Origin of the sequence: Pseudomonas sp. NPDC012596, from assembly GCF_042902325.1 — a bacterium.
Lineage (GTDB): Bacteria > Pseudomonadota > Gammaproteobacteria > Pseudomonadales > Pseudomonadaceae > Aquipseudomonas.
On record NZ_JBIBEB010000014.1, the window covers coordinates 1 to 23,180 of the forward strand.

Annotated in this window: 21 protein-coding genes and 1 pseudogene; 8 read left to right on the forward strand and 14 right to left on the reverse strand. The window is 63.6% G+C overall.

The window, feature by feature from the left end:
- Positions 1–156: 156 nt before the first annotated feature.
- On the reverse strand, positions 157–696 hold the full coding sequence (locus ACFY68_RS17285; RefSeq protein ID WP_387529644.1) for a histidine phosphatase family protein: 540 nt from the start codon (positions 694–696) through the stop codon (positions 157–159).
- A gap of 139 nt (positions 697–835) precedes the next feature.
- Between ACFY68_RS17285 and ACFY68_RS17290 the strand changes: the two genes are divergently transcribed.
- A complete protein-coding gene (locus ACFY68_RS17290; protein ID WP_387529647.1) occupies positions 836–1,423 on the forward strand; it encodes a biliverdin-producing heme oxygenase in 588 nt (195 codons plus the stop codon).
- A 10-nt stretch (positions 1,424–1,433) separates the two neighbouring features.
- Here the strand turns inward: ACFY68_RS17290 and ACFY68_RS17295 are convergent, their stop codons facing one another.
- The 4 genes from ACFY68_RS17295 to ACFY68_RS17310 all read right to left on the reverse strand — a co-directional run bounded on the left by ACFY68_RS17295 (position 1,434) and on the right by ACFY68_RS17310 (position 5,951).
- Positions 1,434–1,766, reverse strand: a complete 333-nt coding sequence (locus tag ACFY68_RS17295; RefSeq protein WP_387529650.1) for a DUF3325 domain-containing protein — start codon at positions 1,764–1,766, stop codon at positions 1,434–1,436.
- Positions 1,763–3,283, reverse strand: a complete 1,521-nt coding sequence (locus ACFY68_RS17300) for a PepSY-associated TM helix domain-containing protein (RefSeq protein ID WP_387529653.1) — start codon at positions 3,281–3,283, stop codon at positions 1,763–1,765. Before ACFY68_RS17300 ends, ACFY68_RS17295 begins: the two co-directional genes overlap by 4 nt.
- Positions 3,280–3,567 carry an iron transporter gene (locus ACFY68_RS17305; RefSeq protein ID WP_387529656.1) on the reverse strand — a complete coding sequence of 96 codons (288 nt, stop codon included), beginning with the start codon at positions 3,565–3,567 and terminating at the stop codon, positions 3,280–3,282. Before ACFY68_RS17305 ends, ACFY68_RS17300 begins: the two co-directional genes overlap by 4 nt.
- A gap of 143 nt (positions 3,568–3,710) precedes the next feature.
- On the reverse strand, positions 3,711–5,951 hold the full coding sequence (locus tag ACFY68_RS17310; protein WP_387529659.1) for a TonB-dependent siderophore receptor: 2,241 nt from the start codon (positions 5,949–5,951) through the stop codon (positions 3,711–3,713).
- Between the two features lie 241 nt (positions 5,952–6,192).
- Here ACFY68_RS17310 and ACFY68_RS17315 point away from each other — a divergent pair, with 241 nt between their 5' ends.
- Complete coding sequence (locus ACFY68_RS17315) at positions 6,193–7,476, forward strand: arsenic transporter (RefSeq protein ID WP_387529662.1); 1,284 nt, start codon at positions 6,193–6,195, stop codon at positions 7,474–7,476.
- Between the two features lie 133 nt (positions 7,477–7,609).
- Complete coding sequence (locus ACFY68_RS17320; protein WP_387529665.1) at positions 7,610–8,815, forward strand: MFS transporter; 1,206 nt, start codon at positions 7,610–7,612, stop codon at positions 8,813–8,815.
- 378 nt (positions 8,816–9,193) lie between these two features.
- Here ACFY68_RS17320 and ACFY68_RS17325 read toward each other — a convergent pair whose 3' ends face one another.
- From ACFY68_RS17325 to ACFY68_RS17355, 7 genes are all read right to left on the reverse strand, one after another.
- The gene (locus tag ACFY68_RS17325) at positions 9,194–11,011 is read right to left on the reverse strand and encodes an ABC transporter ATP-binding protein/permease (protein WP_387529668.1); all 1,818 of its coding nucleotides are present in this window, start codon (positions 11,009–11,011) and stop codon (positions 9,194–9,196) included.
- A gap of 187 nt (positions 11,012–11,198) precedes the next feature.
- Positions 11,199–11,402, reverse strand: a complete 204-nt coding sequence (locus ACFY68_RS17330; protein ID WP_346615809.1) for a formate dehydrogenase subunit delta — start codon at positions 11,400–11,402, stop codon at positions 11,199–11,201.
- A complete protein-coding gene (gene fdhF, locus ACFY68_RS17335) occupies positions 11,399–14,278 on the reverse strand; it encodes a formate dehydrogenase subunit alpha (RefSeq protein ID WP_387529671.1) in 2,880 nt (959 codons plus the stop codon). Before fdhF ends, ACFY68_RS17330 begins: the two co-directional genes overlap by 4 nt.
- Positions 14,275–15,834 carry a formate dehydrogenase beta subunit gene (locus ACFY68_RS17340; protein WP_387529674.1) on the reverse strand — a complete coding sequence of 520 codons (1,560 nt, stop codon included), beginning with the start codon at positions 15,832–15,834 and terminating at the stop codon, positions 14,275–14,277. The genes fdhF and ACFY68_RS17340 overlap by 4 nt, the downstream gene beginning before the upstream one ends.
- Positions 15,828–16,310, reverse strand: a complete 483-nt coding sequence (locus ACFY68_RS17345) for a formate dehydrogenase subunit gamma (protein WP_346615812.1) — start codon at positions 16,308–16,310, stop codon at positions 15,828–15,830. The genes ACFY68_RS17340 and ACFY68_RS17345 overlap by 7 nt, the downstream gene beginning before the upstream one ends.
- A gap of 264 nt (positions 16,311–16,574) precedes the next feature.
- Complete coding sequence (locus tag ACFY68_RS17350) at positions 16,575–16,862, reverse strand: DUF3077 domain-containing protein (RefSeq protein WP_387529677.1); 288 nt, start codon at positions 16,860–16,862, stop codon at positions 16,575–16,577.
- 133 nt (positions 16,863–16,995) lie between these two features.
- Positions 16,996–17,253, reverse strand: coding sequence for a hypothetical protein (locus ACFY68_RS17355; RefSeq protein WP_387529680.1), 258 nt, complete (start codon positions 17,251–17,253; stop codon positions 16,996–16,998).
- A gap of 469 nt (positions 17,254–17,722) precedes the next feature.
- On the opposite strand from ACFY68_RS17355, the gene ACFY68_RS17360 reads away from it, so the two are divergent.
- The gene (locus tag ACFY68_RS17360; RefSeq protein WP_387529683.1) at positions 17,723–19,495 is read left to right on the forward strand and encodes a phosphoethanolamine transferase CptA; all 1,773 of its coding nucleotides are present in this window, start codon (positions 17,723–17,725) and stop codon (positions 19,493–19,495) included.
- A 253-nt stretch (positions 19,496–19,748) separates the two neighbouring features.
- On the opposite strand, the gene ACFY68_RS17365 is transcribed toward ACFY68_RS17360, so the two are convergent.
- The gene (locus ACFY68_RS17365) at positions 19,749–20,819 is read right to left on the reverse strand and encodes a hypothetical protein (protein ID WP_387529686.1); all 1,071 of its coding nucleotides are present in this window, start codon (positions 20,817–20,819) and stop codon (positions 19,749–19,751) included.
- 129 nt (positions 20,820–20,948) lie between these two features.
- Positions 20,949–21,343, reverse strand: a pseudogene (locus tag ACFY68_RS17370) (glycoside hydrolase family 19 protein); the annotation flags it as partial.
- A 136-nt stretch (positions 21,344–21,479) separates the two neighbouring features.
- Between ACFY68_RS17370 and ACFY68_RS17375 the strand changes: the two are divergent.
- The 4 genes from ACFY68_RS17375 (at position 21,480) to ACFY68_RS17390 (ending at position 22,927) form a co-directional block, all read left to right on the forward strand.
- Positions 21,480–21,707, forward strand: coding sequence for a pyocin activator PrtN family protein (locus tag ACFY68_RS17375; RefSeq protein WP_387529951.1), 228 nt, complete (start codon positions 21,480–21,482; stop codon positions 21,705–21,707).
- A 206-nt stretch (positions 21,708–21,913) separates the two neighbouring features.
- Positions 21,914–22,291 (forward strand): hypothetical protein, encoded by a 378-nt coding sequence (locus tag ACFY68_RS17380; RefSeq protein WP_387529689.1) that lies wholly within the window; start codon positions 21,914–21,916, stop codon positions 22,289–22,291.
- A 64-nt stretch (positions 22,292–22,355) separates the two neighbouring features.
- Positions 22,356–22,667: a hypothetical protein gene (locus tag ACFY68_RS17385; protein WP_387529692.1), complete on the forward strand. Its 312-nt coding sequence runs from the start codon at positions 22,356–22,358 to the stop codon at positions 22,665–22,667.
- Positions 22,664–22,927 carry a pyocin activator PrtN family protein gene (locus ACFY68_RS17390; RefSeq protein WP_387529695.1) on the forward strand — a complete coding sequence of 88 codons (264 nt, stop codon included), beginning with the start codon at positions 22,664–22,666 and terminating at the stop codon, positions 22,925–22,927. The genes ACFY68_RS17385 and ACFY68_RS17390 overlap by 4 nt, the downstream gene beginning before the upstream one ends.
- The last annotated feature ends 253 nt before the right edge of the window (positions 22,928–23,180 follow it).

Here is a 23,180-nt window from a genome sequence, read left to right on the forward strand (position 1 = left end):
CCAAGGCGGACAACCATGGCCTGGCTGGAACGGCGCGTTGCAACAAATGTGGGAGCGGGCTTGCCCCGCGAAGCGCCGCGCGGGCGGCGCTCGATTTCAAAAACGCTGCAAAACGCACGACAAGCACCTGCCACCCAACACGCCCCCCAAGCCAAATCACCCAAACCGCAACCGCCACTCCCCCGCAAAACTCAGCTCAACCCGCGATAACGGCAACACATCGATAAACCGATACGCCGACATCGGGCAACCCAGCACCTGCACCAGCACCGCACGAATCACCATCGGGTGGGTCACTGCCAACCACTCACCCGGTGCCTCGAACGCCGCCAGCCAAACCGCCATGCGCTGGCACAGCGCGGCGAATGATTCACCACCATGCGGCGCGCTGTGCGGGTCCTGCAGCCACTGCGCCAACGCCTCGGGTTGTTCCGCCTGCAGCGCTTTGAGTGCGCGCCCCTGCCAATGCCCAAGGTCACAATCGGCCAGCGCCGGCTCGACTTGCACCTGCGTCGAAAACCACGCCGCTGTCTCACCCCCACGCCGCTCAGGCGCTGTCAGCACGCGCACTTCGGGCAACAGGGGCAATGGCTGGGCGTCCAGCGCCAGGATGCCATCGTCAGGACGGTGCAGGCGCCCGACCTTCTGGGCCTGGGTCAGGGCATGGCAGATCAACGTGAGGCGTACGGCTTTCACCAGAAGGCTCTTTGCAAGGGCGGGGGCGACTGGTTTAGCACGCCCTGGTTTTTTTCCGCAACATTGTCGCTGCCGATGAGGAACACTGCGCTACGATCGCCACTCCAATTTAGGCGAAATGCCACCAGAGCCCCCCCCGATGCCAGCCAGTTCCTCCTCTCCTAGCCCGTTGCTGCTCGCCCTGCGCGAAGGCACCCGTGACTGCCACAAGGCGCTCGAAGCACGCCTGCCATTCTTCGAAGCCAGCTTCGACGTCGCCGCCTATAGCCGACTGATCCAGGCTTACTACGGGTTTCATGCGCCGCTTGAGGCCCGCCTGGGGGCTTACCAGGAGCCCATGCGGACCAAGACGCCAACGCTCACGCTGGACCTGCAGGCCCTGCGCTTGAGCGCTGCCGACATCGACGCCCTGCCCTTGTGCCAGGCGCTGCCCGCCATCAGCAGCGAGGCCAGCGCGCTGGGTGTGATGTACGTGCTCGAAGGCTCGACCCTGGGCGGCCAGGTACTGAAGCGGGCCATGGCCGAACGCCTGGGGCTCGGCCCTGCCAACGGCACGGGCTTTTTCGACGTGTACGGCGCTCAGACTGGCAACTACTGGCGCAGCTTCCTCGACCGGCTGGGCCAGGCGTCGGCTACCCCTGCAGCGCAGGCCGCGACCGTGCAGGCCGCCATCGAGACGTTCCAGTGCTTCGAAAACTGGCTTGGGCAACGCCACGTGCTGAACTGAAACGCCCCACTCAGGCAAACACCTGCAGCCCGCCCCACGCTGGCAGCAGGCCCACCAACGCCACCGCTATCCGTGGCCAGTAGGGCAACAGCATCACCAGCACCAACCCCGCCAACGACATCACCGCGAACCAGGCCACAGGCCCCATGGCCCAGCCCCAGGCCTGGGCGCAGAGCACCAGGCTGAGCACCAGCGCCAACCAGCCTGCAGCGCGCAGCACGCGACGCACAGCCGGCGGGCAAGCCCTGTTCCAGACCTGCTTGTAATGCCGCTCCAGCCCTTGGCACAACGCGAGCATTCCGGCGTAGGCGAACAGCACGCCACCTGCGAACAGCATCATCATGCCCCGGCCTCCACGCTGCGCCCGGCTCTGCCTTTGAGCGGCGCTGGCGCGGCATGCTGCACGCGCCACGCCACCATGCCGAGCAGTACGCCCAACACCCCGGCGCACGCCACCAGTCCCTGGCGCAACCCATCAGCCAGCCCGCCGAACACGCCAAGGCCGACGCACAGCAGCGCCGTCAGCCCCAACTGCTCGACCCATGCCCGGCGCGCCGGCCGGATACCGGCATGCAATAGCGCCAGCAGCCAGATCCCGAAGAACGCGCGCACCTCCCAACCTTCGCGGTGCGCGAGTTCCACCGGCAGCAAGCGGCTGGCCCACAGCAACCCCACACACGCCAGCAGCAATCCGGCGACGAAGCCGATGTTGCACACCTCGGCAACCCGGTACCACCGCCGCGCCGAGGCATCAGCGCTGGCAGTGGCATACTTGCGCCCACGCTTGACGCAGAACAGCACCAGGCCACTGGCGATCATCACGCAGCTGATCGCCCCGCAAATGAAGTACAGCCAGCGCATCGGGTACCCGCCAAACTGGGCGAAATGCAGGCCGACCATCACCCGCTGGGTCAAAGGTGCCGCGCGCCACTCGGTCACGTCGCTGAGCAGTTTGCCGCTGACACCGTCAAAGACCATCGCCTGCCCCTTGGACAGCGCGATGCGGTTGCCCAGTTCGGGGCGGATCTCGATACGGGCGCCAGCGGTGTTGGGGTTGCGAATGTTGAAGCCGGATATCGGCCCCAGCGCTCCCTCGGCCTGGGCCAGCAGCGGCACCACATCGGTCAGCTGGCCCGGTTGTTTTGCCTGCCCGCGCGGCTGCTCCAGGCGGCCGTTACCCTGGGCCTGGAAGTACGCACGGCTATCACCGGCGAACAGCGCATCCACACCTGCTGGAATGTAGATGAGCATGAAGATCACCAGGCCGGTGTAAGTGATCATCAGATGGAACGGCAGCAGCAGCACCGCGCTGGCGTTGTGAAAGTCCAGCCAGGAGCGCTGGCCCTTGTTTGGCCGGAAGGTGAAGAACTCCTTGAAGAGCTTCTTGTGGATGACGATGCCGGTGACCAGCGCCGCGAGCATCACCAGCGCCAGTGCCCCGACCACGAAGATGCCCCAGTTGCGCGGCAGGTCGAGGGTGAAGTGGAAGCGAAAGAAGAAGTTGCCGCCCACGCTGTCACGCACGTCGATGGCCTCGCCGCTGTGTGGGTCGAGGTGGACCGCTGTGCCATGGCGGCGGTCGCCGGTGGACACCCGCAGCCCGGGCGAGCGCTCGGTGGGCAGGCTGACGCCCCAGTTGCCGGCCTGCGCTTCGTGGGTTTGCAGGTAGCCGATGGCACGCCGTGCGGCATCGGCCTGGGACACGCTACTGGCCGGGATTTCCGGTTGCATCCAGTGGTTAAGTTCCTTGTCGAACACCGCCAAGGTGCCGGTCACGAAGATGGCGAACAGCAGCCAGCCGAAGATCAACCCGCCCCAGGTGTGCAGCCAGGCCATCGATTGGGTGAAGGTGTTTTTCATGCCAGCCACTCCAGCGCCTGCGGCCAGAAGCCAACCAGCGCCAAGGGCACGGCCGCGGCCAGCGGCGCCCAGGCGCGCCAGGCGTCACGGCTGGCGAAGGCCCAGAGGATGGCGGCGGTGTAGAAAACGAACGCCGGCAGTGTTGCGACGATGACGGCGTCGGCAGGGGCCAGCGGCAGGAGGCGGGCCAGGCAGGCGCTGGCGGCATAGCTGAGGGCGTAGCCACCCAGCAGTGCGGCGCTGCTGCGGGAGAGGATCTGCAACCAGGCGGGGGCGTGGATCATCGGGTAGTCCTTTGCAGGGGGCAGTGGCTTCTGGGGCTGCTGCGCAGCCCTTTCGCGACGCAAGGCCGCTGCTACAGGGGAGCGCGTAATGCCTGTAGGGGCGGCCTTGCGTCGCGAAAGGGCCGCAGAGCGGCCCCTTGCAATCAAAACGAGATATTCAGCGAAGCGAACACCGCCCTGCCCGGCTGGTTGTAGGTGTTGGCGCCGGAACTGCTGGCATTGCCCCCACGCAGGATCTGCTTGTCGAACACGTTGTTCACCCCCACCCGCACGTCATAGTTGGCGTTGAATTTGTACCCGGCGCTTACGTCCACCAGCCCGTACGCCTCGACATCTTCCTGTGCCTCGACGTCGTAGTCCTCCTGGGTGCGGTAGTTGTAGGTCGGCGACTTCTGCTTGCCGTAATAGGTACCCGCCACCTGGAACGACAGCTTGTCGGTGGCGCGCCAGTCCAGGGTGCTGTTGACCGTGTATTCGGGGATCACCGACAGCGGCTCGCCCGTCTCGCGGTTGTCGTTGTCGAGCATCCAGGTCAGGTTGGTGTTCCAGTCCAGCGTCGGCGTCAGTTCGACGAAGAAGTTGCCCTCGATGCCTTCCACGCGCGCTTCGCCCGCGTTCTCCCACTGGGTCACACGGCGGCCGCTGTTGATGGTGTAGAGCACATCGGTATCACCGATGATCTTGTTCTTGTAATCGTTGCGGAAGTAGGTCGCGCTGGTGCGCCAGGTGCCACGGTCGTACAGCAGGCCTATCTCCTTGTTGACGCTGATTTCCGGCTTGAGGTCGGCGTTGCCCTGCAGGTAGCAGCCACCCGAGTTGGACTGCTGCACGCTGCAGCCGTTGCCACGGCTGTAAAGCAGGTAGTTGGGGTTGGACTGGTACAGGTTCGGCACCTTGTAGGCCCGGGCGATACCACCTTTGACCGACAGCGCGTCAGTCAGCTTGTGCGACAGGTTGAGGCTCGGGCTGAAGTTGTCGCCGAAGGTTTCGTGGTGGTCGAAGCGCAGGCCCGGGGTGACCGTGGTGTTGCCGAGGATGATGTTGTCCTCGACGAACAGCGCATAGCTCTTGGCGGTCATCTTCGAGTTGCTGCGGTCGAAACCGCTGATCACATCGCTGCCACCGCCACTCGGGTCGAAGCTCTGCGGGCGGAACGAGCCTTGGTCGTTGAGCGATTCGTACAGGTACTCGCCGCCCAGGGTCAGCACGTGTTCGCTACTGCCCATGGCGAACGGCAGGTTCACCTCGCTGCTCAGGCGGGTGTTGCGCAGCCGCGACATGGCCGCGCCACTGTCGTTGATCGCACCCTCCGGCCCACCGGCCAGGCCTTCGTTGAGGCGCCAGTTGCGCACGTACTCGTAGGCCAGGCTGGTCTTGCTGGTGCCCCAGCTGAAATCGCCCAAGTGGGTCAGGTCGTAGGTGTTGCGCTGCATGACGTTGGTTTCATGGCCATACAGGCTGTTGATCAGGTCGAGGTTGCCACCCCCGTTGCTGTTCATGGTGTCGCCGGCGTAGATGTTGCCTTGGCGGCCATAACCAGCGCTGGCTTCGAGGCGGTGCTCGTCGTTGAGTTTCCAGCTCAGCAGGCCGTTGATGTCTTTATTGCGCACGCCTTCACGCCCGGCGACCAGCGCGCTGTTGGCGTGGTCGGCGTTGATGTCGAGGTCGTCGGCATCGGTCTTGGCCAGGCCGCCATACACGCGCAAACCGAGGTTGTCGGTAAGCCCGCCGCTGACATTGAAGTTGGCACGGCGGCTGACGCCCTCGGCGCTGTCTTCAGGCATCTGCGTGTAAAGGTTGAGGTTGCCCTTGAACTGTTCGGAGGGGCGCTTGGTGATGATGTTGACCACCCCGCCCATCGCCCCCGAACCGTAGCGCGCCGCAGCCGGCCCGCGAAGGATCTCGATGCGCTCGACCGCCTCGGCCGGCACCCAGTTGGTGTCGCCACGGGTATCACGGTCGCCGTTCCAGCCATAGCGCACGGCATTGCGCGCGCTGGACGGTTTGCCATCGATGAGGATCAGGGTGTTCTCCGGGCCCATGCCGCGCAGGTCGATCTGCCGGTTGTTGCCGCGCGCGCCACTGGCGCTGTTGCCGGTCAGGTTGACCCCAGGTTCGCGGCGGATGATGTCGGACAGGTCGTTGGCCGGTGGCCGGCGCTTGATGTCTTCTTCGGTGATGACCGACGAGCCCAGCGCCTGCCGGGCTTCGCGCTCTGCGGTGACCAGGGTGTCCTGGATCACCAGCGCATTGTCGGCGACCGGCACCTCCAGCACCTCACCGGCGCGCCGCTGCTCGGCTTCGGCTGCGGTCGCCATCATGGCCGGCGACGCCAGCGCGACGAAGGCCAGGGCCAGGCTGTTGGGTGAGGTTCTGGACTGCATTGCTACATCTCCTGCGGTGGGTGAGCGAATGGGCACATCCCTGCCAGGAAGCCGGGGGCCCACGCCCACCGGCCTCGCAAACACTGCTTGGGGGCCAACAGGGGTGGTAAATATAGTGATTCTCAATTGAGGTGGAATCTTATTTACGAAACTTACATGTTTGTAACGGAACTTTTCAAAAGCCGAGATGGCCCGTGTACAGTCACACCACCCATCCTCCCTGTGCCGAGACAGCGTGTTCATGCTCCCAGCCGCCCTGATTTTCCTGTTCACCCTGACCCTGGTCATCTGGCAACCCAAAGGCCTCGGCGTTGGCTGGAGCGCCACCCTCGGCGCCGTGCTGGCGCTGGTATTCGGTGTGGTGTCGTTGCATGACATTCCTGCGGTGTGGGCGATCATCTGGAACGCCACCGCCACGTTCATCGCCCTCATCATCATCAGCCTGCTGCTGGACGAAGCGGGGTTCTTCGAGTGGGCGGCGCTGCATGTGGCACGTTGGGCGCGCGGTGACGGGCGCCGCCTGTTCGCCTTCATGGTGCTGCTGGGCGCGGCAGTGTCGGCGCTGTTCGCCAATGACGGCGCGGCACTGATCCTGACCCCGATCGTGATGTCGATGCTGCTGGCGCTGCGCTTCTCCCCGGCGGCGACCTTGGCGTTTGTCATGGGCGCAGGGTTCATTGCCGACACCGCCAGCCTGCCGCTGGTGGTGTCCAACCTGGTGAACATCGTTTCGGCGGATTACTTCAAGCTGGGTTTCAACGCCTACGCCGCGGTAATGGTGCCGGTGAACCTGGTGGCCGTGGCGGCCACGCTGCTGGTGCTGTGGCTGTACTTTCGCCGCGACATCCCGCTGCGCTACGCCACCGATGAGCTCAAGCTGCCGGCCATGGCCGTGCGCGACCGGGCGACCTTCCGCGTCGGCTGGGTAGTGCTGCTGGCGCTGCTGGCCAGCCTGTTCGTGCTCGAACCCATGGGCATCCCGGTAAGCGCCGTGGCCGCAGCGTGCGCTGCGGTGCTGTTCGCCGTCGCCGCCCGTGGCCATGTAATTTCCACCCGCCGCGTGCTGCGTGAGGCGCCGTGGCAGATCGTGGTGTTTTCGCTGGGGATGTACCTGGTGGTCTACGGCTTGCGCAACGCCGGCCTGACCGACTCGCTCGTCACCGCACTCAACTGGCTGGCCGGGCAGGGGCTGTGGGCTGCGTCGCTGGGTACCGGGCTGATTGCGGCGTTGCTGTCGTCGGTGATGAACAACCTGCCCAGCGTGCTGATCGGTGCACTGTCGATTCACGCCAGCGATGCCCAGGGCGTGGTGCGCGAGGCGATGATCTACGCCAACGTCATTGGCTGCGACCTGGGGCCGAAAATCACCCCGATTGGCAGCCTGGCCACGCTGCTGTGGTTGCATGTGCTGGCGCGTAAAGGGGTGTTTATCGGCTGGGGGTATTACTTCAAGGTTGGGCTGCTGTTGACCGTGCCTGTGTTGCTGGTGACGTTGGCGGCGCTGGCGCTGCGGCTGAGCTTTTGACGGCCCCTGTAGGCGCTGGCTTGCCTGCGATGGGCTGCAAAGGAGCCCCGGACGGCCTCACCCCACCCATCCCATTTGCATCCTGCGCACAGGCTCCTACAGTTTCGAACGTAGCTACCCTGCCGAGGCGCCCATGCGCAGCGTCGAAAAAACCACGCAAATGGCCACTTCCAAGGCCCTGGCGAAAATCCCGCGCAGCGTCTGGGCGCTGGGGTTCGTGTCGATGTTCATGGACATTTCCTCGGAGATGATCCACGCCCTGCTGCCGCTGTACATGGTCACCGTGCTCGGCACCTCGGTGGTGGCGGTGGGCGTGATCGAGGGTATCGCCGAGGCCACCGCGTCGATCACCAAGGTGTTCTCTGGTGCACTCAGCGACCGGCTGGGCAAGCGCAAGCTGCTGACGGTGCTTGGCTATGGCCTGGGCGCGCTGACCAAGCCGGTGTTCCCCATGGCGTCGGGGCTGGACTGGCTGATGGGTGCGCGTTTCGTCGACCGTATCGGCAAGGGTATCCGCGGGGCGCCGCGGGATGCGCTGGTGGCCGACGTGACCCCGCCCGAGTTACGCGGCGCAGCGTTTGGCCTGCGCCAGGCACTGGACACGGTCGGCGCATTTCTTGGGCCGTTGCTGGCGATCATGCTGATGTGGCTGACGGCGAGCCATTTCCAGACGGTGTTCTGGGTGGCCGTGATTCCGGCGTTCATCGCCGTGTACATCCTGGTAGCCTTCGTCCGCGAGCCTGAAGCCTCGCCCACTGCGCGCCCCGTACGTGCGCCGCTGGCATTGCACGAGCTCGCGCGCCTGGGCTCGGGCTACTGGCGGCTGATCGGCTTGGCCATGGTCTTTACCTTGGCCCGCTTCAGCGAGGCCTTTCTGCTGCTGCGCGCGCAGGACATGGGCCTGGCGCCGTTGTGGGCGCCAGCCGTGCTGGTGCTGATGGCGCTGGCCTATTCGTTGTCGGCCTACCCCGCCGGCGCACTGTCGGACCGCGTGGGCCGGCGTGGCGTGCTGGTGACCGGGCTCGGGCTGCTGATTGCCGCCGACCTGCTGCTGGCGCTGATGCCGGGCTGGGCCGGGCTGGTGCTGGGGGTGGCGGCCTGGGGGCTGCACCTGGGCTTCACCCAGGGCATCTTCGCCGCGCTGATTGCCGACACTGCGCCGGCCAACCTGCGGGGCACGGCGTTCGGCCTGTTCAACCTGCTGACCGGGGTGGCGCTGCTGGTGGCCAGTGTGGTGGCAGGGCTGCTGTGGGATGGGGTCGGGTTTCAGGCCACGTTCCTGGTCGGTGCCGGTTTTGCCGGCGCTGCCCTGGCGGGGGTGGCGTTGGGGGCTTCATGAGTCGGTTTTCGTCAAAGGGGGGTACATGAATGTTTGAGATGCGGGCGCATGCCTGCAGGTAGTTGTCGCCATTGAGATCGAGCGCCGCCCGCGCGGCGCATCGCGGGCAAGCCCGCTCCTACCGTCTACCTCCGGCCAATTATGCCAGTGGCATCTTCACTGTCCGCCTTGTGTGCCCGACTCGATATCAAGCATGCACCAAGGCTGGCAGTGGAGATGTAACTGACTGCACTGGCCGCAGGTAGACCGTAGGAGCGGGCTTGCCCGCGATGCGCCGCGCGGGCGGCGCTCGATCTCATGAACAACAATCCAACAACGGCGAGCGCTTGAAGCTCATGCCGCATCCGAGAAGCCCGCGAAGCGGCCGGGGCCGTCGACCTAGACCTGCAGCTCTACCTCCGGCCGCTGCTCCAGCAACGCCCAGCCACCCTGCCCGTCCACTTCCAGCCGATGGGTATGAAACGCACCCAGCGTGCTGCGGTGCCCGACACTCACCAGCAAGGTCTGCGGCAGTTCATTGCGCAACAGCGAATACAGCGCATGCTCCAACCCTTCGTCCATCGCCGAGGTGGACTCGTCGAGAAACACCACCTGCGGTCGGCTGAACAGCACACGGGCAAAGGCCAGGCGCTGCTGCTCGCCCACCGACAGTATGTGCGACCAGTCGCAACTCACCGCCAGGCGCTCGGCCAGGTGGGCCAGGTTCACCTGGCGCAGCGCCTGCTGCATGCGGGCCTCATCCTCGAGCGTTCCGCCTGCCGGGTAGGCAATGGCGGTACGCAGATCGCCCAGGGGTAGGTACGGGCGTTGCGAGAGGAACAGCGCCTGGCTGCCGGTGGGCCGCCTGACCTCGCCCTCGGCATAGGGCCACAAGCCCGCCAGTGCGCGCAGCAAGGTAGTCTTGCCGCTGCCCGAAGGCCCTTTGATCAGCAGCGCCTGGCCGGTGTGAAGGCGCAAGTCGAGGTCAGCGATCAGCGCGTGGCCGTCGGGGCGCATCACCTGCAGGCCAGTGATATCCAGGGCCTGTGCCTGCTCTCGGGTGCTGACCCGGGGCAGCGCACTGGCCTGCTGGTTGGCATCGAGAAACCCGGTCAGACGGTCGAGGGTGGCGCGGTACTGGGCAAACGTGTCGTAGGACTCACGGAAGAACGACAGCGCATCCTGCACTTGGCCAAAAGCCTGGGAGGTCTGCATCACATCGCCAAGCTTGATGGCGCCACTGAAGAACCGCGGCGCCTGGAGAATGAACGGGAATACCACGGCAACCTGGCTGACACCCAGGTTGAAACCGCTAAACTTCAGGTTCCGGAACACCAACGCCCAGGCGTTGACGATCAGCGCGCCAAAGCGGCCCAGCAAGGTACCCCGCTCTACCTGCGCGCCCTGGTAGAACGCGATGTTCTCGGCGTTTTCACGCAGGCGCATCAACGCGTAACGGAAGTTGGCGGTGAGTTTTTCGTTGAGGAAATTCAAGCGGATCAACGGGCGCCCAAGGCGGAAGGCAATCCACGTGGCGATCAGTACATACACGTAAACGGCAAACACCATCGCCCGCGGGATCTCCACCCCCGCCACTGCCAGCGGCGCCGACAGCCCCCAGAGTATGCCGGTGAAAGCCACCAGCGACACCAGCGCGCTGACCGCGCCCAGGGCCAGCGACACCGAATTGGTCACATAGGCATTGACGTCCAGTTCGATACGCTGGTCCGGGTTGTCCACCGGCTCGGCGAGGAATTGCCCACGGTAGTAGGCATCGCCGTGCATCCAGTCGCGGGTCAAGCGTTCGGTCAGCCAGACGCGCCACTGGATGCTGAAGGCCTGGGTCACATAGAAGGTCAGCAATGCGCGCAGTACATGGAGGGTCGCCAGCACCGCGAACACCCCGAGCAGGTACCAGAACGCCGCCTGGTCAAGCGCTTGCAGGGCGCTGTAGAAGCCGTTGTACCAGAACGAGAACAGCACGTTCATGCGTACCGAGAACAGCGTCAGCACCAGCAGCACTGCAAATACCAGCAGTGGCCGCCAACTGCGCCTGAAGGTGAAATACGGGCCGGCGAGCTGCCAGAACTGGCTGCCCCAACGCGTGTAGCGTATGGCCAGGGTAGCGGCGGCGGTGAAGCCGATCAGGGTGATGAACGAGGCGATTGCAAGCCAGCTCAGGCTCTCTTGCAAGGCCTGGTGCCAGTTCATGTCCATGGTGGGTATCCGTGACGAGTGTTTCGGCGAGCGTAGCATTGCGCAGCGGCTGGCCTGGCATTCATGACGGACATTTCATGTTGGCTGTACCGGCCCTATCGCCGGCAAGCCGGCTCCCACAGGTACGGTCATTGTGCAATCCCTGTAGGAGCGGGCTTGCCCGCGATAGCGCCGGTACAGCCAATGGTTAACCCAAAGCCTCCACCACCTTGGGGTCCAACCCCTCCCCTGCATGGGCCGCCACCCACTCCCCCAACTGCCTGCGCATCGCCGGTGTCCAGAAGCTCTGCAAATGCTGGCGCACCCCTTTTACCGCCAGCGCATGGTCCGGCTCGCTGTCGAAATAATGGGCAATCTGGTTGGCCATCTTGACCAGGTTGTCGCTGCTCATCGGCGCACCTCGGCTTTCTCCGGTTTTTCGGCCGCACGGCGCTCCTTGAGCAGGCGCCGCTGTTCATCACTGAAGTCCTGGTAGCGCTTCTGCCATTCCGACGGGTGGAACACCTTCACCACCTCCACCGCCGTGACTTTGTACTCAGGGCAGTTGGTGGCCCAGTCGGAGTTGTCGGTGGTAATCACGTTGGCGCCGGACTCGGGGAAGTGGAACGTGGTGTACACCACCCCGGGTGCTACGCGGCCGCTGACCTTGGCGCGCAGTACCGTCTGCCCGGCGCGGCTGCCGATGCCGACCCAGTCGCCGTCGCGGATGCCACGGCTTTCGGCGTCGCTCGGGTGCAACTCGAGGCGGTCGGCGTCGTGCCAGGCGGTATTGCTGGTGCGGCGAGTCTGGGCGCCGACGTTGTACTGGCTGAGGATACGCCCGGTGGTCAGCAGCAGCGGGTAGCGGCTGTTGACCTTCTCGTCGGTGGGCACGTAACCGGTGAGCATGAAACGCCCCTTGCCGCGCACGAACTGGTCGATGTGCATGGTGGGCGTACCATCGGGCGCGGCGTCGTTGCACGGCCACTGCAGGCTGCCGTGACGGTCGAGCTCGGCGTAGCTGACGCGGTGGAAGCTGGGCGTCAGGCGGGCGATCTCGTCCATGATCTCGGACGGGTGGCGGTAGCTCATCGGGTAGCCCAGCGCGTTGGCCAACGCCATGGTGGCCTCCCAGTCGGCCTTGCCGGCCAACGGCTGCATCACCTTGCGCACCCGCGAGATGCGGCGCTCGGCGTTGGTGAAGGTGCCGTCCTTTTCCAGGAACGAGCTGCCCGGCAGGAACACGTGGGCGAACTTGGCGGTTTCGTTGAGGAAGATGTCCTGCACCACCACGCACTCCATGGCGCGCAGCGCAGCGGTGACGTGCTGGGTGTTGGGGTCGCTCTGGGCGATGTCCTCGCCCTGGCAGTACAGCGCCTTGAAGCTGCCGTCCAGCGCGGCCTCGAACATGTTGGGGATGCGCAGGCCCGGGTCCGCCTGCAAAGTCACGCCCCAGGCTTGCTCGAACTCGGCGCGCACGCCCTCATTGGAAATATGCCGGTAGCCTGGCAGTTCATGCGGGAACGAACCCATGTCGCACGAGCCTTGCACGTTGTTCTGCCCACGCAGCGGGTTCACCCCTACCCCTTCGCGGCCGATGTTGCCGGTGGCCATGGCCAGGTTGGCGATGCCCATGACCGCGGTGCTGCCCTGGCTGTGTTCGGTTACGCCCAGGCCATAGTAGATCGCCGCGTTACCGCCGGTGGCATACAGCCGGGCGGCGGCGCGGATCTGCTCGGCGGGCACGCCGCACACGGGCCCCAGTACTTCTGGGGCGTTTTCCGGCTGGCTGACGAAGTCGCGCCAGCGGGCGAAGTCTTCGGTTTCGCAGCGGGCGTCGATGAAGCGCTGGGCCAGCAGGCCCTCGTTGACGATCACATGGGCCAATGCGTTGAGCATGGCCACGTTGGTGCCGGGGCGCAGCTGCAGGTGTAGATCGGCGCGGGCATGCGGCGAATCGACCAGGTCGATGCGCCGGGGGTCGATAACGACCAACCGCGCGCCCTGGCGCAGGCGGCGCTTGAGCTGCGAGCCGAACACCGGGTGGGCATCGGTGGGGTTGGCGCCGATCACCAGGACCACGTCGGCCTGCATCACCGAATCGAAACTCTGGGTGCCGGCCGACTCGCCGAGGGTCTGCTTGAGGCCATAGCCGGTGGGCGAATGGCACACCCGCGCGCAGGTGTCGACGTTGTTGTTGCCAAACGCCGTGCGCACCAGCTTTTGCACCAGGTAGGCTTCTTCGTTGGTGCAGCGGCTGGAGGTGATGCCACCAATCGAGTCACGCCCGTACTTGAGCTGAATGCGCCGGAATTCGCTGGCCGCGTAGGTGACGGCTTCGTCCCAGCTGACCTCCTGCCACGGGTCTTCGAGGCGCTTGCGGATCATCGGTTTGGTGATGCGGTCGGGGTGGGTGGCGTAGCCCCAGGCGAAGCGGCCTTTGACGCAAGCGTGGCCGTGGTTGGCGCCGCCGTTCTTGTCCGGGACCATGCGCACCAGCTGGTCGCCCTTCATTTCGGCACGGAACGAGCAACCGACGCCGCAATAAGCGCACGTGGTAATCACCGAGCGCTCGGGCTGGCCGATCTGCACCAGGCTTTTTTCGGTCAGGGTTGCGGTCGGGCAGGCCTGCACGCAGGCGCCGCACGACACACATTCGGAAGACAGGAAATCGTCGCCACCTGCGGCCGCTACACGCGACTCGAAACCGCGCCCGGTGATGGTCAGGGCGAAGGTACCCTGGATGTCTTCGCAGGCGCGCACGCAGCGGCTGCAGACGATGCACTTGCTGGGTTCGTAGTCGAAGTACGGGTTGGAAACGTCTTTTTTCTCGGCCAGGTGGTTGGCGCCGTCATACCCGTAGCGCACCTCACGCAGGCCGACCTGCCCGGCGACGGTCTGCAGCTCGCAGTTGCCGTTGGCCGAACAGGTCAGGCAGTCCAGCGGGTGGTCGGAGATGTACAGCTCCATCACGTTGCGGCGCAGGTCGGCCAGGCGTGGGGTTTGCGTGCGCACCACCATGCCTTCGCTCACCGGGGTGGTGCACGAGGCCGGGTAGCCGCGCATGCCGTCGATCTCGACCATGCACATGCGGCACGAGCCGAACGCTTCCAGGCTGTCGGTCGCGCAGAGCTTGGGGATATTGGTGCCGAGCATCGCGGCGGCGCGCATCACCGAAGTGCCCGCGGGCACACTGATGCTGCGGCCGTCGATGTCGAGTTTGACCTGCACATCGCTCTGGCGTGCCGGGGTACCGAGATCGGTCTCGGGGTCGAAGTAATTGATCACTGCGCGGCCTCCGTGGTGGTCAGCCCGAAATCGGCGGGGAAGTACTTGAGGGCGCTGGCCACCGGGTAGGCAGTCATGCCGCCCATGGCGCACAGCGAGCCATACTGCATGGTGTCGCACAGGTCGCGCAGCAGCAGCGCCTGGTCGTGGCGTTCGGTGAAGTCCTGGGTGGCGATCAGGCGGTCGACCACCTCCATGCCGCGGGTCGAGCCGATGCGGCATGGCGTGCATTTGCCGCACGACTCCTCAGCGCAGAACTGCAACGCGAAGCGCGCCATGCTGGCCATGTTCAGGGTGTCGTCGGCCACCACCACGCCGCCGTGCCCCAGCATCGCGCCCATGGCGGCGAAGGCCTCGTAGTCCAATGGCGTGTCGAAGTGGCTGGGCGGTACCCAGGCGCCGAGCGGGCCACCGACCTGCGCGGCCTTCAGTGGCCGGCCGCTGGCGGTGCCGCCGCCGTAGCCTTCCAACAGCTCGCGCAAGGTCAGGCCAAAGGCACGCTCCACCAGGCCACCGTGGCGAATGTTGCCGGCCAGCTGGAACGGCATGGTGCCCAGCGAACGGCCCATACCGAAATCGCGATAGAACGCCGCGCCCCTGGCCAGGATGATCGGCACCGACGCCAGGGTGAGCACGTTGTGCACCAGCGTCGGCAGGCCGAACAGGCCCTGCAGCGCCGGCAGCGGCGGTTTTGCGCGGACGATGCCGCGCTTGCCTTCGATGGATTCGAGCAGCGCGGTTTCCTCGCCGCAGATATAAGCGCCAGCACCGACCCGTACTTCCAGGTCGAAGGCATGGCCGCTGCCGGCCACGTCGTTACCCAGGTAGCCGGCAGCTCGGGCGATGGCGAAGGCTTGCTCGAGCACGCGGATCGCGTCGGGGTACTCCGAGCGCACGTAGATGTAGCCTTTGTCGGCACCCACGGCGAGCCCGGCGATGATCATGCCTTCGATCAGCAGGAACGGGTCGCCTTCCATCAGCATACGGTCGGCAAAGGTGCCCGAGTCGCCTTCGTCGGCGTTGCACACCACGTACTTCTGCCCTGCCCCGGCGTCGCGCACGGTGCGCCACTTGATGCCCGCCGGGAACGCTGCGCCGCCACGGCCGCGCAGGCCGGAGTCGAGCACGGCGGCGACCACTGCTGCGCCGCCCAGCGCAACAGCGCTTTCCAGGCCTTTGAAGCCGCCGTGCGCACGGTAATCCTCCAGCGAAAGCGGCCGGGTGACACCCGCGCGGGCGAATAGCAGGCGCTGCTGGGTTTTCAGATAAGGGATTGCCTCCACGGGCCCCAACGCCAGCGGATGGCCAGCGGGTTGCCCGGCCAACGCGTCCAGCAATGACGGCGCGTCTTCAGGGGTGACCGGGCCGAAGCCTTGGCGGCCTTCTGCGCTTTCGCACTCCACCAGCGGCTCGAGCCAATACAGCCCACGTGCACTGGTACGCTGGATATCCAGCGGCAACTGGCGGCGTTCGGCCTCGCGCTGCAAGGCCTGGACGACCTGGTCGGCACCCACGGCACGGGCCACCGAATCGCAGGGGATAAACAGCTTCAACATGCTGTGTCCTCCAGGCAACCGTTCACCAACGACCGCAGCCGCTCGGGGGTGAGGCGCGCATGCAGCTGGCCGTCCAGCTCCAGGGCCGGCGAGCAGGCGCAGGCCCCCAGGCAATACACCGGGCGCAGGCTGATAGCACCGTCGGCGCTGGTGCCATGGTCGTCCAGCGCCAGCTGTTCACGCAGTTGCGCGGCCAGGGCTTCGCTGCCACGGCTCTGGCACGACTCGGCGCGGCACAGGCGCAGGGTGTGCCGGGCGGGCGGCGAGGTACGGAAATCGTGGTAGAAGCTGATCACCCCGCGCACCTCGGCCAGGCTGAGGTTGAGGGCATGGGCAATGTCAGGCACGGCGGCATCGGGGATGAAACCGACGCTTTGCTGAACGGCATGCAGGATCGGCAACAATGCGCCGGGAGTACCCTGGTGGCGGTTCAGGATGCTGTGGATCACGGGCAGGTGGAGCAATTCATCAGGCATACAGCGGACCTCGGCATCACGGCCCCCGCCTGTTGTTGTCAGTGGGCAGGTAACCGGCGTGTTCTGCTGCGGCACACCGCCCACGTCACGGTAGCGTGGTTGTCGGTAGCCTCCTTGCCGATGGCCGTGCGTCTGCGCGCACTGGGCTCAAGGGCATCCCACAAGCATGGCACTTGTGGCGCCGAAGGGATGCGCGCGAACGACCAGGCGCATCCTGAAACCGACCAGAGGGCGAGTCAGCCCTGCACCACATGCGGCTCGCGGTCAGCTGTATTTGCGCATGCCCATGTGCGCATCGTCCATCAGTGCCTTGGCCATTTCGCACAGGTAATGCGAGGCCCAGACCAGCGCGGGCTCGTTGTCCATCACACCTATGAAGGATGCGCGCCGCGAGCAGTCCATCAATATCGAGGCCTGCTCGATGGCATGGGTACTACAGTTGCCGGGCTCTACGCGAAACAGTCGCTTTCCTTTGACCACGCCTTCCATGCAGTTTGCCGAGCCCACGGTGAAGCCCAGCCTGCCGATGCCCTCTGGGAGTGCCTCGTCCATTTTCAATCCTCTTGATCTGTTGGGGCTGTGCGGGCCGCTTCGCGGGGTAAACCCCGCCCCCACAGGCCTGCGCTGTACCTGTAGGAGCGGGTTTACCCGCGAAGAGGCCCGCATAGACGATGAAGTGGCCAGGCTAGTGCAACGTGCGCACCTGCCGCCTGCCCTTCAACTGCACCTGGGCAATCGCCGACTCCAACAATGTGCGCACCGCTTCCATTTCGTGCATCACGGTCATGGTCATGATGGTGGCGGGAGATTTGGGCAACGTGGTGACGGCTTGATGGGCCACGGCCAGGCCGCATAGCAGGTATTCGGTGGCTTCGATCAGGGTGTCTTCGAGGTAGTGGGATGAATCGGGGGAATAAGGGGGATCGGGGACTATTTTGATCATGGCAACTCCAAACAAAATGAGTGGGGCCGTCGCCATATCACTTGCAGATGATTGGGTGGCGGCTGCGCGCGGGCCTGCAAGACCGGACTTGGAGGCCTTTTATCCGGCTGGTCCGAAAACCACCCGCACGCAGCCACCATTGAAAATCAACAGTAACTGAGGCCAAAACCAAGTTCGGGCTTGCAGACCCGGCCGCTGTTTTTTCCAGCGACCCGGCGAGACTAGAGGGCTCAAGTTTCCATCGCAATGGCTCAAAGGCGCGAAGAGGATGATTCAGAAAAGGACTACAAGCCAGAGGGAAATTCTGATTCGGCTTGTGTAGGACGCCTCCAAAACCCCATTCCGCTGCAAAGAACGGTTAAGAATTTTTACATATGTCGTTCACGCTATTTTCACACCCTCCCCACTAGCGTCACTGCCTCTCCGGCAGCCCACCTATTTGGCTGCCGCCATGGTCTAAGAGGCACACGTGGCAAACACCGCATCCCCATCCACCGCAAAGCGTGTGGACTGGGCCGGCCTGGGCTGGCTCCTGCTGTTTTTCTGGTATTTCTCAGGCGTCACCCAGGTGCTGTTGATGTTCAGCGGCACCACCGGTTTCGCCGGTTTTCGCAACGCATTGTTCCTCAGCACCTTGTGGCTGGTACCCGTACTGCTGTGGCCCCGTGCAACCCGTGCCACCGCTGCCGTCATCGGCCTGGTGCTGTGGGCAGCCTCGCTGGTTGGCCTGAGCTACTTCGGCATCTATGGCCAGGAATTCTCGCAAAGCGTGATTTTCGTGATGTTCGAGTCGAACACCGCTGAAGCAGGCGAGTACTTCAGCCAGTACTTCAACATCTGGCTGATGCTGGGGCTGCTGCTGTACACCGTTGGGGCGGTGCTGCTGTGGAAGCGCCTGCGCCCGGTCACCCTGCCCCTGCGCAGCCGCCTGCCGATTGCCGTACTGCTGCTGGCTGCCAACCTGGTTTTGCCGTTCTACAAGCAAATGGTCACCCAGGAGCGCAATTTCGCCGATGCCGCAGAGAAGGTGCAGCAACGCATGGAGCCTGCCGTGCCGTGGCAGCTGGTGGTCGGCTACCGGCAATATCGCCAGCAGCTCGACAACATGCAGACCCTGCTGGCCCAGAACGCCTCCCTGCCGCCGCTGCAGAACCTGCAGGACAGCAGCGGTGACGCGCCGCGCACCTTGGTGCTGGTGCTGGGCGAGTCCACCACCCGCGAGCACATGCACCTGTACGGCTACAACCGCGACACCACACCCAACCTCGATGCATTGGCCGCCAGCGACAAGAGCCTGACCGTGTTCCGCGACGTGGTGTCGCCGCGCCCCTACACCATCGAAGTGATGCAGCAGATCCTCACCTTCGGTAACGAGCAGCACCCGGACCGCTTCCTCACCGACCCGTCGCTGATCAACCTGATGAAGCAGGCCGGCTACAAGACCTTCTGGATCACCAACCAGCAGACCATGACCAAACGCAACACCATGCTCACCACCTTCTCGCAGCAGACCGACGCGCCGGTGTACCTGAACAACCAGCGCAGCCAGAATGCCAGCCAGTATGACGACGTGGTGCTGGCACCGTTCGACAAGGCCCTGCTGGACCCGGCGCAAAAGAAGTTGATCATCGTGCACCTGCTGGGCACGCATATGGATTACCGCTACCGGTACCCGGACAACTACCAGCATTTCACCGACCGCCAGGGCGTGCCGACGGCACTGAATGACGAGCAGGTGAAAACCTACAACTTCTACGACAACGCGGTGCGCTACAACGACTACGTGGTGTCGAGCCTGATCAAGCGCTATTCGGCGACCACGCCCAACGGCTTTTTGCTGTACCTGTCCGACCATGGCGAAGACGTCTACAGCTCCGGCAAGCACGACCGCCTGGGCCGCAACGAAGGCGCCCCGACCCGGCCGATGTACACCATCCCGTTCCTGTTGTGGACCTCACCCAGCTGGCAAGCCGCCCACCCTCGCGACCTGCAGGCCATGGCCAACCGGCCCTACAGCAGCTCGCACCTGATCCACACGCTGTCGGACCTGGCTGGGCTCAGTTATGACCGCTACGAGCCGGCGAAAAGCCTGGTGAACCCACTGTTCGTGGTGGCGCCGCGCTGGATCGGTGACCCGTATCGCCAGGATGGGCTGCATGAGTTTGATTTGCTGCCGATGGACAAGGCGCAGCGGGTGCAGGAGACCGCCTCTAACGGCAAGGGCGTACCAAGCAAGATGTGACCCAGCTAGTATGTCGGCCCCTGCGCGATGGGCGGGCGGACGCCGGCCACTGTTGGTAGACCAGGGCAACTTTTCTGAAGGCCGATCCGGGCGGGGCACTGTAGAGTTGGATCTTGGCCGGGTCTATCAATCGCCGCAGACGTGCCAAATGGAGGTCAACCAACCGACATCACCACAAGTGATGGTCACGTTCAACGCAAACGTCCACTCGTGAGGTGCAACTCCCAGAGGGGTCATGGGCCCTAGCGATAGATCACTGCGACTGCGGCACCTCATTAAGTTGCTTTACCTCACTTTTCGCAAACGGGATGCACTGACCAGTGAGCTGATCAAGCTCCTTCTCCGTTTTCCCCGCAAGGTGAGACGGGCACAGGAGGACAATTGAACCGTAGCGATAAAGTGCAAAGCCCTCTATGAGGTACTTGCGCTCCATCCCACGTGACAGCGACCAGAGCTCCACATTCAGGTTCTCGGCGGGATACTCAGCATTGGTAATTAGATACCGATTGATCTGCCGGTCACTGATGCCGAGAAACTTAACCGCAAACACCGACGGGAAAGTCAACAAGGCCGGAACCATCAGCATCAGCACAGCCAGGAACACAACGAGCCCCCCGAGAGCCCCTCTGATCTGAGCCACTCTGCCTTTGGATGCCAATTGGTAGTAACCCACGGTTGGAGCCAGAGAAAAGACCATGGCGATGAGACAGGAAGCTGCGGCTTCTGCAACGCCCCCTACTATTCCACGCTCTTGATAGAACTTAGTCACGAACCAGGCGGGATAGATGCCGGAGAGTGCAGCAAAGCCGACGACCAAGGTAAAGGCCATACAAGCCCAAAGCCATTGCCAGCGCTTGATCACGCGACCTAATGATTCAGCCTTATCAATATTCCCAGCGATGAAAAACCACGAGCACAGTGCTGGGATTACAAATACCAGGAGTGCCCACCAAGCACTAGCCATCTCACCGTTATAAGCCTGATAGCCTACCGGAAGTATGACCACGAACATTGAAGCTGCGGTGATTATTGTCAAAACGCGAGCAATTGATGCGGCCGCCGGGGGCTTCGGGCGAAGCTCGCTCAGGCCGAAGGACAGAAACAATGAAGAGATCAACATGCTACCGATTAGCAAAACGAAAAATAGGATGTAGGCCAGCCAAAGCAAAATCAGTCCTGGCCCGAGCTCAAGCGAGGGCATGAAAACATCCGGGCGACCAATGTAGTGGGCATAGGTCGCGAGATTGACAATGCCTGCGATCGGGGCCAGCGCGGCGACGATCCCGGAAATCCAGCCCCAGTGCTCTTTCAGCAGCTCCAGCATCCAAGAAAAGGATCCGGCTGGCTGGGCTGGTGACGTCTTTGCTAACAGCATATTGTGCTTCCGAATTTAAAGAGGGGCCAACAATACAGCCATCATCGATTGAGCGTTCTAAAGTCGACTCGGTTAGATGGCCGACACCGGCTGCTCGAGCAGCTCAGGGGTGTTGAGCAGACGGCTGTCACCAAACTGCGCCTCGCTCCAGGCTTCGTAGTTGGCTCGCCCTGTCACTTGGATCAGCCCACGACCACGATATAACTGGCCATCGCCGTCGGCCTCAGGCGTGTTGCCAATGCGCTGCGCCAGGCGACCGGTGTCGTGCTTCGAGAGGCAGGCATCGCTGCCGAGTTCGCGCAGGCACAGGAAGTAACCAGACTCATGCCCGACCTGGGCGAGAAACGCGGCCATGCGTAGCCGCGTGATGATGGCGTACTTGCCCATGGTGGCGTTGAGGCCGGGAACAAAAACGCCGGCTTTGGGTCGGCGTTGGGAAGGATCTGCTGTAGCTGTTTTTCAGTGATTGGCATCATCTGTCTCCTGTGGGGCTCACGCTTGCGATACATCCACCGTGCGTAGTGGCTTGGTTTGTTTGGTCTTTTTGCCCTTAGCCTTCCCCTTGCCTTTCTTGCCGCCGTTGCACTCGACCGTGGTCGACCAGAGCAATTGCGCGCCCAATGGTGCACGCCTTGCCTCACTTTGACGACTGTACGTGAGCACTACTTCTCCCACATCGGTACTGACCGCCGCTTCAGGGAGCTGATCAATAAAGGCCGGATCAAGCTGAGCCTCAAAAAGCTGCACAACTCAGCAAAAGCACAACACGTGATCTACCTCCACGACCTCGCTGACTACCTCGACAGCCAGGCGGAAGAAGCGAAGCAGACGGCTTAAACCAGACGGCCCCGGTCTACAGGGGCAATCAGCTCGCCTTTGACCTCTCACTTACACCGATGGCAGGCAGTTCGGAGCACAGCACATGCAACCCTACCAATACGCACTCAGCGCGGGGATCGTCCTACTCTTCGTCTTGGCGAATCCTGCCCTACTTGCTAGCTGCAGCGCGTCGCAGGGCACATGAAGCAAGCAAGGAAATTGGCTTGGCGGAGCGCGACGCCACACATACCCAGCGCATCAGAACGCTGAACGAAGAACTAGCAGAACTCACCGCACAACGCGAAGCCGACCCGCGCAAACACCTCAAAACCATCGCAAACCTCAAGCTCACCATCAGCGAACTTGAGGAGCGAATCATGTCCTACACCGGCATGCCGGTGACCAGGGCCGATTACGAGCTGCTGACAAAGGTGGGCGAAACACTGCAGCTCGCTCATAGCACCATGAAAGCCTTGAAGTCGAATCAGCAGGCGAGCCTGGCTACAGCAGAGGCGCGCTGTGTTGGTTCGCTCGCCAAGCGCGTCCACGCCCAACTGCGCAGCACCCCAGCCACGGCATCGACCGCGGAGGCTGCAGCATGACCACAGTTGCCCAACGAAGCTGCCTCGTTGATGGCCGCATAACCACGCACAATGTCTCCAAACAGTGGCCCCTTACGACGGTGGTTATCACATCTGCAAGAAGTGCAAACTCGGCTCTCAAGGCGAGCGCCTTGCGACACCTTGCCCCGTATCCGACGCCGAGGATCACGCCGTCGCTTTGCTCGGCCAGCCCGGGCTGTACCGCACTCGGTTTGATGCCGTGCGCAATTTCGAGCAGTCCGTCACGCCGGTCTCCGCCGACGAGCTGTTCAACCTTGCCAGCAAGCAGGTGCTCGACCAACTAAATGAGGGCCGGCAATCCGCTCGACCAAGCAGCGCAGAACCGATTTCGCATGAGCAGGAGGGCCATGCATGAACACAACCTCTGTTTTGATGGCGCAGTACAACGGCATAGCGATTATCTCGCTCGAACAGGTATGCGCTGACTACTTCACGCACCTCACGCCGCTCGTATTCCAGCGCAAGGCGCTGGCCGGGGAGATCAAGCTGCCAATCACTCGACTTGAATCGAGTCAGAAGAGCGCCCGAGGCATACACATAGCCGATCTGGCTCTGTACTTGGACCAGCAGCGGGACCCTGCGCCCAAAGAGTGTGCGCAATTGAATAAGAGGTAACTGGCAGGCGGATAGGAAGATTACACCTACTTGATCAGCATCAGCCTACGCACTGAATATCTGGGTGCAACCCAACTTTCTACTCAGTCGAACTCGCCTCAGCCACCTTCCATCGATAGCCGCGTACAGTCGGCAGCTATCGCCCCGCCTTCTCAAATCACCTGGGCCTGAAATAAGGGAAATGCGCAAATCCATTACGCCCAAAGCGAAAGCGCAAAGGTTTCCTTCGAAGTTTCCAATGCTGCTTTCCCGC

What these genes read in the sequence shown, in the direction of transcription:
- ACFY68_RS17325 (WP_387529668.1), bottom strand. Translation starts at nt 11,011, where the DNA reads ATGGACATGAACTGGCACCAGGCCTTGCAAGAGAGCCTGAGCTGGCTT.
- ACFY68_RS17340 (WP_387529674.1), bottom strand. Translation starts at nt 15,834, where the DNA reads ATGTTGAAGCTGTTTATCCCCTGCGATTCGGTGGCCCGTGCCGTGGGT.
- ACFY68_RS17390 (WP_387529695.1), top strand. Translation starts at nt 22,664, where the DNA reads ATGAACACAACCTCTGTTTTGATGGCGCAGTACAACGGCATAGCGATT.
- ACFY68_RS17310 (WP_387529659.1), bottom strand. Translation starts at nt 5,951, where the DNA reads ATGCAGTCCAGAACCTCACCCAACAGCCTGGCCCTGGCCTTCGTCGCG.
- ACFY68_RS17295 (WP_387529650.1), bottom strand. Translation starts at nt 1,766, where the DNA reads ATGATGATGCTGTTCGCAGGTGGCGTGCTGTTCGCCTACGCCGGAATG.
- ACFY68_RS17315 (WP_387529662.1), top strand. Translation starts at nt 6,193, where the DNA reads ATGCTCCCAGCCGCCCTGATTTTCCTGTTCACCCTGACCCTGGTCATC.
- ACFY68_RS17300 (WP_387529653.1), bottom strand. Translation starts at nt 3,283, where the DNA reads ATGAAAAACACCTTCACCCAATCGATGGCCTGGCTGCACACCTGGGGC.
- ACFY68_RS17305 (WP_387529656.1), bottom strand. Translation starts at nt 3,567, where the DNA reads ATGATCCACGCCCCCGCCTGGTTGCAGATCCTCTCCCGCAGCAGCGCC.
- ACFY68_RS17345 (WP_346615812.1), bottom strand. Translation starts at nt 16,310, where the DNA reads ATGCCTGATGAATTGCTCCACCTGCCCGTGATCCACAGCATCCTGAAC.
- ACFY68_RS17355 (WP_387529680.1), bottom strand. Translation starts at nt 17,253, where the DNA reads ATGATCAAAATAGTCCCCGATCCCCCTTATTCCCCCGATTCATCCCAC.
- ACFY68_RS17330 (WP_346615809.1), bottom strand. Translation starts at nt 11,402, where the DNA reads ATGAGCAGCGACAACCTGGTCAAGATGGCCAACCAGATTGCCCATTAT.
- ACFY68_RS17320 (WP_387529665.1), top strand. Translation starts at nt 7,610, where the DNA reads ATGCGCAGCGTCGAAAAAACCACGCAAATGGCCACTTCCAAGGCCCTG.
- ACFY68_RS17350 (WP_387529677.1), bottom strand. Translation starts at nt 16,862, where the DNA reads ATGGACGAGGCACTCCCAGAGGGCATCGGCAGGCTGGGCTTCACCGTG.
- ACFY68_RS17365 (WP_387529686.1), bottom strand. Translation starts at nt 20,819, where the DNA reads ATGCTGGAGCTGCTGAAAGAGCACTGGGGCTGGATTTCCGGGATCGTC.
- ACFY68_RS17290 (WP_387529647.1), top strand. Translation starts at nt 836, where the DNA reads ATGCCAGCCAGTTCCTCCTCTCCTAGCCCGTTGCTGCTCGCCCTGCGC.